Annotated in this window: 14 protein-coding genes; 9 read left to right on the top strand and 5 right to left on the bottom strand. The window is 49.5% G+C overall.

All coding sequences use genetic code 11. The annotated features are described in order from the left end of the window. Positions 1–14: 14 nt before the first annotated feature. A complete protein-coding gene (sugE, locus tag HY774_22020) occupies positions 15–341 on the top strand; it encodes a quaternary ammonium compound efflux SMR transporter SugE (GenBank protein ID MBI4751164.1) in 327 nt (108 codons plus the stop codon). A 104-nt stretch (positions 342–445) separates the two neighbouring features. Here sugE and HY774_22025 read toward each other — a convergent pair whose 3' ends face one another. Then, the gene (locus tag HY774_22025; protein MBI4751165.1) at positions 446–700 is read right to left on the bottom strand and encodes a hypothetical protein; all 255 of its coding nucleotides are present in this window, start codon (positions 698–700) and stop codon (positions 446–448) included. Positions 701–935: 235 nt separating this feature from the next. Here HY774_22025 and HY774_22030 point away from each other — a divergent pair, with 235 nt between their 5' ends. After that, positions 936–1,724 carry an HAD-IA family hydrolase gene (locus HY774_22030; protein MBI4751166.1) on the top strand — a complete coding sequence of 263 codons (789 nt, stop codon included), beginning with the start codon at positions 936–938 and terminating at the stop codon, positions 1,722–1,724. On the opposite strand, the gene HY774_22035 is transcribed toward HY774_22030, so the two are convergent. Together HY774_22035 and HY774_22040 are read right to left on the bottom strand one after the other, a co-directional pair. Further along, positions 1,712–2,281 (bottom strand): hypothetical protein, encoded by a 570-nt coding sequence (locus tag HY774_22035; GenBank protein MBI4751167.1) that lies wholly within the window; start codon positions 2,279–2,281, stop codon positions 1,712–1,714. The two genes, HY774_22030 and HY774_22035, sit on opposite strands and share 13 nt — an antisense overlap. Positions 2,282–2,529: 248 nt before the next feature. Further along, on the bottom strand, positions 2,530–3,786 hold the full coding sequence (locus tag HY774_22040; protein ID MBI4751168.1) for an HlyD family efflux transporter periplasmic adaptor subunit: 1,257 nt from the start codon (positions 3,784–3,786) through the stop codon (positions 2,530–2,532). A 607-nt stretch (positions 3,787–4,393) separates the two neighbouring features. Here HY774_22040 and HY774_22045 point away from each other — a divergent pair. From HY774_22045 to HY774_22055, 3 genes are all read left to right on the top strand, one after another. Beyond that, positions 4,394–4,936, top strand: coding sequence for a DUF2878 domain-containing protein (locus HY774_22045; GenBank protein ID MBI4751169.1), 543 nt, complete (start codon positions 4,394–4,396; stop codon positions 4,934–4,936). 56 nt (positions 4,937–4,992) lie between these two features. After that, positions 4,993–6,366 (top strand): DEAD/DEAH box helicase, encoded by a 1,374-nt coding sequence (locus HY774_22050; GenBank protein MBI4751170.1) that lies wholly within the window; start codon positions 4,993–4,995, stop codon positions 6,364–6,366. Between the two features lie 468 nt (positions 6,367–6,834). After that, positions 6,835–8,052 carry a DUF790 family protein gene (locus HY774_22055; protein ID MBI4751171.1) on the top strand — a complete coding sequence of 406 codons (1,218 nt, stop codon included), beginning with the start codon at positions 6,835–6,837 and terminating at the stop codon, positions 8,050–8,052. Between the two features lie 119 nt (positions 8,053–8,171). Here HY774_22055 and HY774_22060 read toward each other — a convergent pair whose 3' ends face one another. Then, positions 8,172–8,405: a hypothetical protein gene (locus HY774_22060; protein ID MBI4751172.1), complete on the bottom strand. Its 234-nt coding sequence runs from the start codon at positions 8,403–8,405 to the stop codon at positions 8,172–8,174. 172 nt (positions 8,406–8,577) lie between these two features. Then, positions 8,578–9,204 carry a GTP cyclohydrolase II gene (ribA, locus tag HY774_22065; protein ID MBI4751173.1) on the bottom strand — a complete coding sequence of 209 codons (627 nt, stop codon included), beginning with the start codon at positions 9,202–9,204 and terminating at the stop codon, positions 8,578–8,580. Between the two features lie 591 nt (positions 9,205–9,795). Here ribA and HY774_22070 point away from each other — a divergent pair. From HY774_22070 to HY774_22085, 4 genes are all read left to right on the top strand, one after another. Next, the gene (locus HY774_22070; protein MBI4751174.1) at positions 9,796–11,259 is read left to right on the top strand and encodes a sigma-54-dependent Fis family transcriptional regulator; all 1,464 of its coding nucleotides are present in this window, start codon (positions 9,796–9,798) and stop codon (positions 11,257–11,259) included. A 263-nt stretch (positions 11,260–11,522) separates the two neighbouring features. Next, entirely contained in the window at positions 11,523–12,218 is a 696-nt protein-coding gene (locus tag HY774_22075; GenBank protein ID MBI4751175.1) for a class I SAM-dependent methyltransferase, read from the top strand. Between the two features lie 72 nt (positions 12,219–12,290). Continuing rightward, complete coding sequence (locus tag HY774_22080; protein MBI4751176.1) at positions 12,291–13,082, top strand: RNA ligase family protein; 792 nt, start codon at positions 12,291–12,293, stop codon at positions 13,080–13,082. A 174-nt stretch (positions 13,083–13,256) separates the two neighbouring features. Beyond that, complete coding sequence (locus HY774_22085) at positions 13,257–14,456, top strand: ATP-binding protein (protein MBI4751177.1); 1,200 nt, start codon at positions 13,257–13,259, stop codon at positions 14,454–14,456. Positions 14,457–14,689: the final 233 nt, after the last annotated feature.

The following is a 14,689-nucleotide window of genomic DNA, read 5'->3' on the forward strand; positions in this document are numbered from 1 at the left end:
TAAATGAGGAGCTTATGGCCTGGACCTATTTGATTATTGCCGGGTTGCTCGAAATTGTGTGGGCGATTGGGCTGAAATACTGCGAAGGATTTACCAAACTCTGGCCCAGCCTCGGGACGCTGGCCGCAATGGGCGTCAGCTTCTTTCTGCTCTCGCTGGCGATGCGAACGCTTCCGGTTGGCACTGGCTATGCGGTGTGGACCGGAATCGGCGCGGTGGGAACGGCGATCCTGGGAATGGTGCTTTTTAACGAACCACGCGAACTTGCCCGCATTCTTTGCATTGGTTTGATTGTGGTTGGAATTTTGGGATTGAAGTTTAGTTCGTCATCGCCAACTTGACTGAGGATGGCAGGGAAAAACGAAGGCCGGCTTGAGCGGGACTCAAGCCGGCCAGAGGTTAAATCTGATCCTGTGACAGTTGCTCTTGTGTGGGGCGATATGCCTTACCGGAGGAGCTCCAGGATGCCGAGGTGATTAGGGTCAAGACAGATACCGAGCAACAGGATAAACAATCCACCAAACATCGCGAGACCTAATTCAAGAAAATTAGGCAAAATCGATTGTTGCTGTTCAGCCCCTGTTTGGTGTGGAAGCGGCATGGTAGCTTCAGACGAAGCTGCGGAACGAACATTGAAGGTCTGATTCATTTGTGAAAGCCCCTCCTTCCATATAGATGAGATATCGGCTTGCAAGGCCACAGCAATTTGCTGTTATGTTGTAACACAGATTTAACAACGACGTAACATGAAATTTCACTTTTTTGAGATCTAAATTCCGGATAAGGTTGTTTTTTGCTCCTGAAAAGGACAAAAAAGACGAAAAAGACCAAATTTTAAAAAACTTGAACTCGAACCTGGATTTTCAGCCCCAAACCCCAAGCCCTCAGCCCTGGTTTTTCAAACCCTGAACCCTGAACCCTAAATTCCGAGCCCCATGACAAAAACCCTGATATTCGATTGCGATGGAACGTTAGCCGACACTGAGCCATTTGGGCATTTACCTGCCTTTAATCAGATGTTTGAAGAGTTTGGTCTGCCGGTGAACTGGTCGGCCCAGGAATATGGTGGCCATCTGGCGATTAACGGTGGGAAAGAGCGGCTGGCCAGTTTATTGACGCCAGATTTTGTGGCGCACCTCGGTCTTTCTGATGACGAAACTGAGCAACTGGCCGAAGTTGAGCGCTGGCATCGCCGGAAAACCCAAATTTATGCTGAGATTCTGGCTTCGGGACGAATTCCTCCGCGGCCTGGGGTTCTGAGGCTGTTGACCGAAGCCGTGGCAGATGGCTGGCAACTGGCGGTGGCTTCAACCAGTGCTCCTGATGCCGTTGGCGCCGTGTTACGTCATAGCGTCGGCCCAGAACTGGCGGACCGGTTTGCGCTGGTGCTGGCTGGGGATTCAGTGGATCGAAAAAAGCCGTTTCCAGATATTTACCATCTGGCGATTGATCAACTGAGACTTGATCCTCAGCAAACGCTGGTGATTGAAGATTCCCGCTACGGGTTACTTGCCGCCACACAGGCCGGATTGCGGTGTCTTATCACCATCAATCGCTATACTGAAATGGAAGATTTTAGCGAAGCACTGATGGTGCTTTCATCGCTTGGGGATCCAGACGGGGAAGTCTTGCAGGTTCTGGCCAGCCGGAGCACGGTTGATCCCGGCGCCTATTTGACGGTAGACCATCTCAATGCCTTTTTGGTTGAAGACTATTCTTTTTGAGCCAGCACGTGCATTCGGTAACAAATCCAGGCGCCGCTGGCAAGAGATGCCAGAATAATCCCCAGGGCCAGTACGCGGATCAGGAGCGCCAGTTTGGTGTCAAAACTCAGTAAACCCAGTGCTGACAACAAATAATGCCAGTCGTGGATCGGGTCATCCGTCAAACCCAGCAGGGGAAGGCTTTGGGCGCGGGCGTCTCCGACATACGTGGCCAGATTGGAAAGACTGAGCGAGAGCCAGCTACTGCCAATTGTCACCGCGAAATAATCACGCTGGTGGAGAAATCCCCCGATGACGATGATCGGTGCCGCCACCTGAGCCAGACTCCCACCCAAAACCGAAATGAACAGCCCAGCAAAGCCAAACATAACGTGGCCGAGTTCGTGAATGCCAAAGGTAATGCCTGAAAAGAAATTTTGATATTCCGGATCAAACACCGAATGGACACCGGCATATCCGAAATAGAGCAGCAAAATCGCCCGCCAGATCGGGGATTTGTTCCGGCACCAGGTTTCAATATCTTCAAGTACATCTTGCCACCAGCGTTCCCAATCCATAGCACCACCTTCATTTTTAGTCAGTAGTTGATAAGTCAGTAGTCAGTAGTCAGTAGTTGATGAGTCAGTAGTCAGTAGATAAAACCCGGATCGTTGAATCTGCGGGATTTTTGAAAAGAATTATTCCTAAATAACTCAAATAGAACCGAATACACTTGACAGAATTTCTCACTTCCCAACACTCGACTACTGACTACTGACTACTGACTACTGACTACTGACTACTGACTACTGACGAATAACTCTTTTCAATTAAGCTGAATTCGATCAACGGCATCCCAGGCCGACATATCTGAAAGTATGACCTGTTCACCGGGTTTAAGACCCTCAACGACTTCGATAGTGTTCACTGAACTCCGCCCCAGTTTCACTGGGACTCGAACCGCGTGTTTGCCATCGGATTCGATTTTGAATATGCCAATGGTGCTGTTGGGCTGGCCCTGAACCGGACGGCCCACAAAAACCACATCATCGAGCCGCTCAAGTTCAACCGTTCCGTCAACGCTCAGGTCAGGTCGGGCGCCTTTTGGCAGTTCGCCTTCCAGGCTGACATCCACCGTGACCGTGCCATTTTGCACTGATGGATCAATGCGGACAACTTTCCCATTCACCGTGCCGTTGCGGGTGTCCACAGTGGTCAATTGCCCGACAAGCACATCTTTGGCCTGGGTTTCGGCAATCCGAATCTCAGCTTTGAGCCGGGTTGGATCGGCAATCCGGGCCAGGTTGGTGCCTGGAGTGACCTGTTGTCCAACCTGAACCGGAATTAACTGCACCACCCCAGACATTCCAGCTTTGACTTTCAAGTCAGCGAGCTGGCTCTTGCGCAGGTCAGCCAGGGCTTTGAGTTGTTCGATGCGTGCCTGCTGGGCGCCAAGCTGAGCTTTGACCGAATCATCGTGAATGGCCAGTCGTTTTTGTTCAATTTCAGTGCGCGTTTTCAACTGGTCCGCCGTAACACGAGACAATTTTCGGTTGAGATCTGAGATCAACCCATCTTTGGCGAGTTGCTCATCTGAGTCTGATCGCATTTTGGCCTGGATAAAGTCGGATTTGACCGATGAAGCAGCCGCTTGCTGGTCAAGGAGCGTGCTTTCCAACCGGACTTTGAGGCTGGCATACTCAGCTTCGGCAGCTTTGAGTTGGAGTCCGGCATCGAGAACGCTTTGCTCAAGCTCTGGATTGCTTAATTCCATCAAAATCGTGTCGGCTTTGACTTCCGCTCCGGGTTTGACCAGAATATTTTCCACTTTCCCCTGACTCCCCGCTGGGATCCACCGGATTTCTTCGGGTACCAGCGTCCCCAGTCCCCGAACCTGACGCAGCATCGGCCCGCGTTTGACGGTGTCAATCCAGACTGTTGCCCGGTCAACTGTCGGAGCGGCGGGCTTCAATCGGGAAACCCATAAACTCACCCCAACCACGGCGCACAGCACGACAAAGGCAAGTGCAACGTGGCGTAATTGGCGATTTCGTGCGACGGATTTGCTTCGTTGGATGTCCATAGTTCCTTATGCCTTGGGCCCTGATGTGGCACCCAATACATATGTTGAAGTCTGCTGTTGAATTGGATTCAACAGGCCAAAAGGCGAATGCTATGCCACAGGTTTTCTTTTCAATCAGGTTTATCAGATTTGCCTTGGGGTATCACCTGGGATTGGTAACTCACCCACGAAATATCACTCAGCTAAATCTTTCTATTAACAAGGTTTATCTGTACTGATGGCCGGTATACTTTCGACTGGTTGATTTTTTGAAACGCGGAAATTCAACGAGAATTCTATCATTTTCAGATAGCACTTAATGCCGGGAAAGACAAACCCTGGCGGTCCATTCCAGGGCCGGTGCCCGCTTGTGGGATTTTGGGTTGTCATTAGCGAACAAGCGTTCAAACTGAACATAGTCAGGCGTCAGCAGTTAGTAGTTAATCACTCACTAAGTTTATTTTATCGAGCTATTTACCCATCGAACAATGTCAACAAATGGTTTGAACTTCGTGGTAACCTGCCTGAGTGAACGCGACCCAATGCGGGAACTGCCGCTTTTATCAACTGCTATTCTTAGAGTAAGCTCGGGTGTTCACTTTGAACCTCCCGTTTATCCTCGATACCTATGCTCTCAAAAATTCTCAACTTTATTGCCCTCCAGGTCGGCTGGTTTGCCTGCGTGGTTGGTGCGGCCAAGGGGTATGTCTGGCTTGGCCCGCTCGTTGTGGTTCTCTTTTTGATTGGACACATCCTGCTGGTGGCACCTGACCGCCTCCGTGAAGTAAAATTTATACTGGCTGTCGGTGTGTTGGGAGCAGTGGCTGACAGCCTGCAAAAAATGTATGGCGTGCTGGCCTATATGGATGACTTTGTGCGGCTACAATGGCTCGCCCCAGCCTGGATTATTTCGCTCTGGGTACTCTTTGCCAGCAGTTTTAGTACTTCGCTTGAATGGATGCACCGGCGCTATGTCATTGGGGCAGTGTTTGGGGCAATTGGTGGTCCGTTAAGCTACCTGGCCGGTACTAAATTTGGCGCAGTCACCTTTAAATATGACCCCACCTTTTCAATGATTGTCGTCGGCCTGGTGTGGGGAGCCATTATGCCAATCCTGCTGGTCATGGCTGAAAAATTTGGACTTGTCCAGCCTGTAAAGATTGAAACCTAACGACTTACCAGGTTTTCATTCTTCATTCTCAATTCTTCATTCTTCATTGGTCTGGCATGGGTTTTACACTTCGGTTTGATCGAGGAACATTATTACTTGAGGGGAGCACTGACCTTCCAGCTTCGGTGACAGGTCTGTTTCGATTTGACCCACGCGTTGACGCGTTTCGAGCCTCCTGTGAGCAGTATCGGGAAATTGTCGAAAAATTGGGACCGGACCTGGATGCCAATCGAGCACCACGATACCAGCGGTTAAAGCTTTCTCCATTACTTTCATTTGAACCATATCCTCACCAAACGGCGGCGCTCGAAGCCTGGACCAAAGCTGGTCGCCGTGGGCTGGTGGTGCTGCCGACGGGTGCGGGAAAAAGCCTGATCGGAATGCAGGCTCTGGCAAGCTGTGGCCGAAGCGGCATGGTGATTGTCCCGACAATTGACCTGATGCACCAGTGGTTTGCCTTGCTCAAAGCGGCCTTCCCGGAAACCGAAGTTGGGTTGCTCGGAGGCGGCTATCACGATGCGAGCCCGCTGCTGGTATCCACCTACGACTCAGCCGCCCGCCAGATGGAACGGCTTGGAAATCAGTATGGCGTCCTGATTGCTGATGAAGTCCATCACCTACCATCTGAGTTTTACCGAAGCATCGCTGAATTTTCGCTCGCCCCCTATCGGCTCGGGCTGACTGCGACGCTGGAACGCAGCGATATGCGCCACCGGGATTTATTCAACCTGATTGGACCGCTGGTCTATCACTGTGACCCGGAAGATCTGGCCGGAGATGTACTGGCTCCCTACCAGATCAAACGACTGTATGTGGAACTCACCAGTACTGAACGGGAAGCGTACACGGCGGCCCAGCGCCAACGGGATGCCTTCCTCGATGCCAACAACATCTCACTGAAGCAACTCGATGGATGGAGTCGGTTTGTGATGGTTTCTTCCCGGACCATCGAAGGCCGCCAGGCAATGCACGCTCATCAGGAACTTCGGCGGCTCTCGCACGCCGCCCCAGCCAAACTGAGGGCACTGGAATTGATTCTGGCCGAACATCCACAGGAAAAAGCCGTCGTTTTTACCGAAGACAACGCCACCGTGTATGAACTTTCCAAAAAATTCCTGATTCCCTGCATTACCCACCAGACACCAATTAAAGAGCGCCACCACATTTTGACCCAGTTTCGAAATGGAACCTACCGAACCCTGGCTACCAGCAAAGCTTTAAATGAAGGTGTGGACGTGCCAGATGCCTCAATCGGTGTCATTTTATCGGGCAGTGCCGTTCGTCGAGAGTTTGTCCAGCGTCTCGGACGCATTTTGCGACGCGTTGAAGGCAAAAAAGCGGTGCTCTATGAAGTCATCACCCGCCAAACCCGAGAAGAAGGCGTGGCCGCTAGACGAATGAAGAATGAAGAACAAGTGGTTAGTGGTTAGTGATTAGTGGTTAGGGACTGTAAAAAATCAACTTCCCGTTTTCGTTTGGGAATCAGGCATTTGGATTGAGCATCCCGGAGGGCTGCAGTTCGGATAGCCGGTGGTTGCGAGGCTTTGTGAGCTACCACCGGGAACAGGTTCGTTCTGTCCAGTGCTCCCCCGCTTCGCCCGCGCCCCGCAGGGGCGCGGGCGAAGCGTGGGAGCACCAAGGGGTGGCCTTTGGATCCGGTGGTAGGCCCAAAGCGGCCAACCGACCGGCTATCCGAACGGCAACGCTTCGCGGTGCAAGACCAAAACCTGGACGTGGCAGAACGCGCCCGAGGAACTTATTTTTTAACGCTCCCTTAGTGGTTTGTTTTTGGTTCTTGATGCGTGGTTCTTCTTTGAAGGTATTGATTTCTAACCACTAACCACTAATCACTAACCACTACCCACATTCTTCAATTTTTCCAGAAAGGTGATCCGTTTGTGCTTCCGTCAGAACTTTTGACCTATCGCGTACGCGGCGGTCAGGCATATCCACAATTTTTGAACGGGCCCCGGACCAAATGGGCGACCAGTGTTTTGGAAACCATTACTGGTTGCCTGCAAAAACCCCGCAGTGTGGTGATGGAAGCGTTGAAAACCCTTGAAGGCAATTCGCCGGATTATCGTCTGGTACGTGGTCTGGCCCATCTCGCCCTGGAAGATGCTGTTTTTTCAGTGGTTTCCCCAATTCCCCCTGAAGAACTTCGCCAGGAAGCCTTTACCCTGGCTGCCGAGCATGGTCACCGACCACGTGAAGTTCAAAATATTTTGAATGAACTGGCAAACCGGTTTGGGCTGGATCCGGAAATGCTCCGGGAAGCATTTTATGCTGATTTGCCCGAAAATCACATGCTGGTTTCAGTTCCAGACCAAACGCCTGAACAACTCATTGACCGGTACAATCTGGCTCAGGCTCAGGGGTTACTGTATTACGCCCGTCAAATCGTCATTCAAGCCCATCGCAATGTACCAGGCGAATATCGAAAATTATTTCATTTGATTAAGTTTTATGGGTTGATGTATGCCGTTGAGGGCAATTTGGACGATGGGTATCGGGTCTTTGTGGATGGTCCAGCCAGTCTTTTCCGTCAAAATTTAAAGTACGGTGTCAAAATGGCGGCATTTTTTCCAGCGTTGTTGCATATCACACGCTGGGAAATCGAAGCTGAGTTAAAAATCAAAGGTGTGCCTGCCACCTATCACGTCACTTCGCAAGCCGCATTGCGCTCACACTATCCCAAACCACCAGCGTATGACAGCCTGCTCGAAGCGTCCTTTGTCGAACGATGGGTACGGCACGATACCCTGTGGACACTTGAACGAGAAGTTGAAATTGTTGATTTAAAAGGGACTGTCATGGTGCCTGATTTTGCGCTTCGCCATCCATCAGGACAGGTATTTCATGTCGAAATCGTGGGGTTCTGGCACCCGGATTATTTGCGACGGAAATTTGACAAGGTGCGTCGGGCCGGCATGAAAAACCTCATTCTGGCTGTTTCCGACCGACTCAAAGTCACAGACGAACACCTTGCCGGTGTTGTTGGACCCGTCATTTTCTTTAAGGGGAAATTACTGCCAAAAGCGGTACTTGACGTCGTGGAGGAACTTGTGGACGCAGAGAACTCAGTGGAAAAAGAGGCGGGACAAGGTAACCCGTAGGGAACGAAAGAACCATACAATTATGGTTGAGTGTAAGAAGCCGAAGGACACGAAATGGGTGCGAATTGAGAAGATCAAATCCAGATTAGTCCTTTGTTCCCTATGGGTTACCTAAAGAACTACGCAGCCTGGAAAACACTTTCATCATGAATGTCAACCTCAACCAACCCATCGCGGTATAAAGCATATCCACTCGGCGTGCTGGCAATAATTGACGGAATGCCACGGTCGGCAAACCAGCGTTGCCAGGCTTCAAGATCACGATACGCTTCGGACTTTCGGCTTTTGACAAACGTTGAGAAACGATTTTCCTCAGTGACATGAATTTTCGCAATGCCATGAACTTTTCCCATATGTAACCTCCAGAGTGAGCGAAACCGGTTCGGGGAATCCTCACCAAACCGTTCCGGATAATGTTTAAGATTTCGCTTTAATGTCTTTGTTTTCAGAAAGTGTGAGCTTTTTGCTCAAATTTAGGTTGCAATTGATTTCAAAAAAATATCTTGCAATTCGTGCGCCAAAAATTTAGACAAGATTCAACAAATGGCCCATTCGCTCTTTTTTGGTGCGCAGGTAATTCATTGACGGTTCAAACGGCTGGCTTTCAATCGGCACCCGTTCAACAACGGTCAGGCCAGCTTCACGTAGCGTCGAGATTTTTTCGGGGTTGTTGGACATCACCCGAACTTTTTGCAAACCCAGGAGCTGTAAAATTTCAGCGCACTGGGTGTAATCGCGGGTATCAACTTCGAGTCCCAATCGCAGATTGGCTTCGATGGTATCAGCGCCCTGGTCCTGAAGCGCATAGGCTCGAATTTTATTCAGGATGCCAATTCCACGGCCTTCCTGATGCTGATACACAATCACACCGTGACCTTCTTCGGCAATCATCTCCATTGCCCGGGTCAGTTGCCGGCCACAATCACATTTAATTGAATGAAACACATCCCCAGTCAAACACTGGGAGTGAATCCGGACCAAACTTGATTGGTCAGCCTGGGGTGTTCCCATCGTAAGCGCCACAAACTCTTCACCGCTGGTTAAACTTCGGAACCCGATAATTCGAAAATCTCCATGCTCAGTTGGTAAATTTGCTTCAGCCACCAATTCAACTGTTGACTGAGCCGGACAGCCTTCAGAGAAACCATTCATATCGTGTCCTTTCTTTTTCTGCTACCTGGTGGCGATTCTTTCCCACCAGAGTACGTCTGTATGTCGAGTTATATAAGAGCAAGAACGACTACCCTTCTACGACAGAAGTGAATGCTCATTCAGCCTGCTAAAAAGTACTTGATTGACCATGTTTTGTCAAGAATTTTTCCAAGACAAAAACTAAACAGAAATATTTTGTCCAGGATATAAACCAGACAGAATATTTAACCTTTATCTTTGATTCCGCTGGTGTCGTACCTGATGCACGAGGTGTGCTTTCTGAAATGAGAGCTCATATCCGAATGAGTCACGACATCATTCCAGGTAGATATTTTGACTTTCCTGGCTAAAGCAGGAATTAATTAAAACGGGTATTGAGGAAAAAGGTGCGAAAACAGATACACTTGATTTTGGGGGCGAGCCAACCTGAGACTACCATTTTTTTCTTCGTTGAAGAATTGAATCCAGATGCAAACATTGACAAATGATCCCAGTTTGGAGAAGGTTCAGTCGCCTCAGACACCAAAATCGAGTATCCTTAGGGGCTGCACCTTGCCCTGAACATTTTTTCGAATCACTCATCATTTCACCATGCCTAAAGACAAAGTTCTTGTTGTTGACGACGAACAACTCATCCGCTGGTCACTCACTGAAGCACTCAATGAATGGGGCTATGAATGTGTGGAAGCCGCCACGGCTTCAGCCGCCATGACATTGTTTGAATCCGAACAACCAACCGCCGTGTTGCTTGATATTAATCTCCCCGACGGATCGGGCCTCAATGTCCTGCGCGATATAAAACGCACCCAACCGCAGGCGGTTGTCATTATGATTACCGCCAATGTACTGGTTGATGACACGATTGCAGCCTTACGCGCCGGGGCGTATGACTTCATCGGGAAGCCGGTCAACCTTGAGGAGCTTCAAATCACCATCCGCAATGGCATTGAAGCCCAGCGATTGCGCAAAGAAGTCACCCAAATCAGACGCGAACAAGCCCGTCAATTCAGCTTTGAGCAAATTGTCGGGCGATCCATTGCGATGATGAACACCCTGGAACTGGCCAAAAAAGTGGCTGCCAGCGAAGTATCCTGCGTGTTGCTGCAAGGAGAATCCGGCAGCGGGAAAGACGTCATTGCCAAAGCCATTCACTACGCCTCCCGCCGGTCAAGTGAACCATTTGTGGCCATTAACTGTGCCGCGTTGCCGTCAACGCTGATTGAAAGTGAACTCTTCGGGTATGAAAAAGGGGCTTTTACTGATGCGAAAGCCCGCAAAGCCGGCCTTTTTGAACAGGCTGAAGGCGGCACGCTGTTTCTGGACGAAATTGGAGAAATGGAACTCAATCTGCAGGCCAAACTCCTTCGAGTATTAGAGGAAGGAACATTTCGCCGGGTCGGCGGCCTCAAAGATGTATCGCTCGATACCCGAGTTATTGCCGCATCAAACCGGGACCTCAAATCAGAGTGCCAGGAAGGAAAATTCCGGCTTGATCTCTATTACCGGCTTTCAGTCATTCAAATTGATGTTCCCGCCCTGCGAGAACGCGGCGATGATGGGCTAATTCTCGCCAATCACTTTATCAATCAGTTTAAACAGCAACTGCGTAAAAAAACTCGAGGTCTAAGTTCAGAGGTTGAAGATATTTTTCGAAAATACTCCTGGCCAGGCAATGTCCGTGAACTTAGAAACGTGATCGAACGGGTCATGATTTTGGAAGACGGCGATTTGATTACCACCAAGTACCTTCCCCGCGACCTGATCTTACCGGAATATCATCGCCCAATCGTGACGGCACCAGTCCCCACTCCGAGCACACAACCTTCACAAACAGCGCTTCCAGCAGTTGAGCCCAAGGCATCAACTGCGGGACAACACATCTTCCAGCTTCCAACCGAAGGAATCTCAATTGACGAGGTTGAAATGTCGCTTGTGCAGCAAGCCATGCAATTAAGTGGCGGCAATCAAACCAACGCCGCCAAGCTGCTGCGGATATCCCGTGACCAGTTACGCTACCGCCTTAAGAAATTGGAAGGACAGGAAGTGACAAGGTGACCAATTGACAAGGTGACAGGGTGACAGGGTGACCAATTGACAAGGTGGCCAGTTGATACGGAATATACAGGAACCACAGAAAACAAATACAAATTATTCAACAGTTTCTGGGATTTCAACCGAATACAAACCGAGAAAATATTTATCTCAAAAACCATAGTCACCTTGTCACCTTGTCACCTTGTCACCTTGTCACCTTGTCACCTTGTCACCTGGTCACCTGGTCACCCTGTCACATTGTCACTTCAGTCAAATTGTCAAGAATGAGTCACACCGAGTTTTATTTTGCCAAAATTGCCGCCGCTTTTGTTCGTGGGACACTTTCAGATTCAACACTCATTCCAGGTCAGCTTGAAGAACTATGGACGGCGCCACTGGAAGCATTGCTTGAGTCAGAAATTGAAGCCATTGTTCAGTTTGGCCTTGATCAGGGATTGAGGCTCCATCGCTTTAAGCGAACCATGGGACTGGCGCGTGTTCATCGGGTTTTGGGTATTTTGAAAGGGATGTCACCGGAAGCTTTGCTCGATATCGGGAGTGGTCGCGGAGCTTTTTTATGGCCACTCATCGAGGAATTTCCAGAAATTCCAGTTACGGCCATTGATTGCGACCTCAAACGGGTCATTGATATCCGTGCTGTTGGCAGTGGGGGAATTCCCCGTCTTTCTGCCCATGAAATGGATGTGATGAATCTGAACTTTCTCGATCACGCTTTCGACGTAGTCACGGCCCTTGAGGTCCTGGAGCACATTCCAGCATTTGAACAGGCAATCCGTGAATGTTGTCGCGTGGCCCGGCGGTTTGTCATTATCAGCGTTCCTTCACACGAAGATGACAACCCGGAACATATTCATCTCTTTGATCAGACCCGACTGGTTGAAACACTGAGAGCATCCGGTGCCAATCGAGTTACCTGCGAGTATGTTCTCAACCACCTGATTGTGGTGGCGGGTATGTGAGTTCCGCGCTTCCGGGTTTTCGAATTTATGTCCTTTTTGTTATTAAATCTCGGAACCCGAAACACTGATCCTATGCCTGACGACTTGTTTAAATTCCCACGCACACCCCATCTGACTGGCTCTCGAATTCAACCGGGTGATGAAGACCTGGAACAACTGAGCCTGGACGACCTGACCGACCAGACTGTCGTGGTTGAAGAAAAAGTTGATGGGGCCAACGCGGCCATTAGTTTTTCAGAAACTGGACAGCTTCAGCTCCAAAGCCGGGGACATTTTTTACTTGGTGGCGCCCGAGAACGGCATTTCAACCTGTTTAAACAATGGGCAACCAGTTTAACGCCCAACCTGTGGGAAGTTCTAGGACACCAATATGTGCTCTATGGCGAATGGGTCTATGCTAAGCACACCGTTTTTTATGATCTTCTGCCACATTACTTTTTGGAATTCGATGTTCTGGATACAGAAAATTCAGAGTTCCTCAGTACTGACCGACGAGCTGCTCTGCTGGCGGGGTTGCCCATTGTCTCGGTACCGGTGCTCTTTACGGGCAAAATTATGTCAATTCAGGCGCTTTTGAACCTCATGGGACACTCAACTTTTATTTCTGATTCGCACCTGGAAAACCTGGCTTACGCTTGTCGCGAACTTGGTTTGGATGAAACCCGTGCGCTGAAAGAAACTGATCCTAACCCCTTGATGGAAGGCTTGTATTTGAAAATAGAAACCGATGGCCGTGTATGCAGACGGTTTAAATATGTTCGGGAAACATTTTTACAGGCGGTTGATCAGGCTCAAGGTCACTGGCTCGACCGCCCGATCATTCCCAATCTTTTAAAACCGGATGTTGATTTATACAGTTTGTAGTCAGTAGTTCACTAAGTTCATTTGGCTGAGTCACTTAAATGTTTTCTCATACAGGAATCCCATTGCAAGTTGGTATAAACCACTTTGGAATTGAATCCTCGCATTATGCAAAGGCTAAAATATTGAAAAGATTGTATTTCCCTCAGCCCTTAGCCCGATACCCGCAACCCTAATATGTCATTCTCATCCTGGAATTTCCCATTCTGCCCCGAACCTCCTTCCTGGGAATTGAACTGGGAGCAGCTTGAATCGGAATTCGTTTGGCTTCAGGCACTGCGTGATTGCTCACTGGATCAAACTTTGCACGCTGTGAATGACGATGCTCTGATCCAAACCCGAATGATTTGCGAGGCGCTGGTTTCAAGTCAAAAGTGGCGGATGCTTCCAGCGGTTGAGCGGTCAATCCTCTTTGCGACAGCCCTGCTTCGGGATATTGCCAAACCTGAATGTACGATTTTTGACCCGGAAGGTCAGATTTCCTGCCGTGGGCATCAACGCCGGGGAATGTACAAAGCGCGGTTGATCCTGTGGGATGACGTGTTTTTCCAGACAAACCCGGTGCCATTTCTGATTCGTGAAATGATCGTCAACCTGATTCGGTACTCAGGCTTGCCAGTTCATTGCCTTGACCAGGCGGATCCAGCCCGGTTGGTGATTCAGGCCAGTCAAACTGTGAGGTGTGACTGGCTGGCATTACTGTCAGAAACCGATTCCGAGAATTGCCACCCTGCTTACAAAGCCGAACGGCTGGACCAAATTGAGTTGTTTCGGGAGTTCTGTCGCGAATATGGCTGCCTGACCCATCCATTTGCATTTGCTTCAGACCACAGCCGATTTGTCTATTTTCGGAGTGAACCAGACAAACTCCCCTATGATGCCTATGACACAACCCGATTTGAGGTGGTGCTGCTGGTGGGCATCCCTGGCGCCGGAAAAGATACCTGGATTTTGAATTGTGCCGGAAGCTTGCCAATTATTTCGCTTGATGAACTTCGACTCAGTCTCGATATTTCACCGGAAGACAATCAGGGTTCAGTGATCTCAGCCGCTAAAACCCAGGCCCGGGAATACCTTCGCCGCCAGCAACCATTTGTCTGGAATGCCACAAATATAATGGCTGCCCGGCGAAGCCAGTTGATTGACTTGTTTGCGGCCTATCAGGCACGCGTCAGAATTGTCTATGTGGAAGCCCCGCTGCAGACTGTTTTGCGACGAAATGCTCACCGCGAATCGGCTGTCCCGAATCGGGTTATTTACAAATTTGCCTCCAAACTGGACATTCCGAATCGGACCGAAGCCCATACGGTTCATTATGTTATTGACGGAAGCTTTCTCGAAAACTGGTGGACCCAATGGCCCTTCGGTGAAGATTAGGTAATTTTTGACCCTCGCCAAAATATTTCTAAACACGAAATATTTGAAAAACACGAATAAAATCAAATATTTACCAGATTCAACCCGTCGGTTGCAGCAATTCTTTGTTTGGAAAACAAAAGCCAAAAAAGATAAACTGAAGGGATGACAAACACCAAACAACCGGGAATCAAAGAGCGAACATTTGAAGAAATCTTCGGGAAAGTCAGCGCGAAGTTTGATGAAATCGAGGA

This window comes from Acidobacteriota bacterium (genome assembly GCA_016208495.1).
GTDB lineage: Bacteria > Acidobacteriota > Blastocatellia > Chloracidobacteriales > Chloracidobacteriaceae > JACQXX01.

What these genes read in the sequence shown, in the direction of transcription:
- HY774_22070 (MBI4751174.1), top strand. Translation starts at nt 9,796, where the DNA reads ATGCCTAAAGACAAAGTTCTTGTTGTTGACGACGAACAACTCATCCGC.
- ribA (MBI4751173.1), bottom strand. Translation starts at nt 9,204, where the DNA reads ATGAATGGTTTCTCTGAAGGCTGTCCGGCTCAGTCAACAGTTGAATTG.
- HY774_22045 (MBI4751169.1), top strand. Translation starts at nt 4,394, where the DNA reads ATGCTCTCAAAAATTCTCAACTTTATTGCCCTCCAGGTCGGCTGGTTT.
- HY774_22030 (MBI4751166.1), top strand. Translation starts at nt 936, where the DNA reads ATGACAAAAACCCTGATATTCGATTGCGATGGAACGTTAGCCGACACT.
- HY774_22075 (MBI4751175.1), top strand. Translation starts at nt 11,523, where the DNA reads ATGAGTCACACCGAGTTTTATTTTGCCAAAATTGCCGCCGCTTTTGTT.
- HY774_22080 (MBI4751176.1), top strand. Translation starts at nt 12,291, where the DNA reads ATGCCTGACGACTTGTTTAAATTCCCACGCACACCCCATCTGACTGGC.
- HY774_22040 (MBI4751168.1), bottom strand. Translation starts at nt 3,786, where the DNA reads ATGGACATCCAACGAAGCAAATCCGTCGCACGAAATCGCCAATTACGC.
- HY774_22035 (MBI4751167.1), bottom strand. Translation starts at nt 2,281, where the DNA reads ATGGATTGGGAACGCTGGTGGCAAGATGTACTTGAAGATATTGAAACC.
- HY774_22050 (MBI4751170.1), top strand. Translation starts at nt 4,993, where the DNA reads ATGGGTTTTACACTTCGGTTTGATCGAGGAACATTATTACTTGAGGGG.
- sugE (MBI4751164.1), top strand. Translation starts at nt 15, where the DNA reads ATGGCCTGGACCTATTTGATTATTGCCGGGTTGCTCGAAATTGTGTGG.
- HY774_22060 (MBI4751172.1), bottom strand. Translation starts at nt 8,405, where the DNA reads ATGGGAAAAGTTCATGGCATTGCGAAAATTCATGTCACTGAGGAAAAT.
- HY774_22085 (MBI4751177.1), top strand. Translation starts at nt 13,257, where the DNA reads ATGTCATTCTCATCCTGGAATTTCCCATTCTGCCCCGAACCTCCTTCC.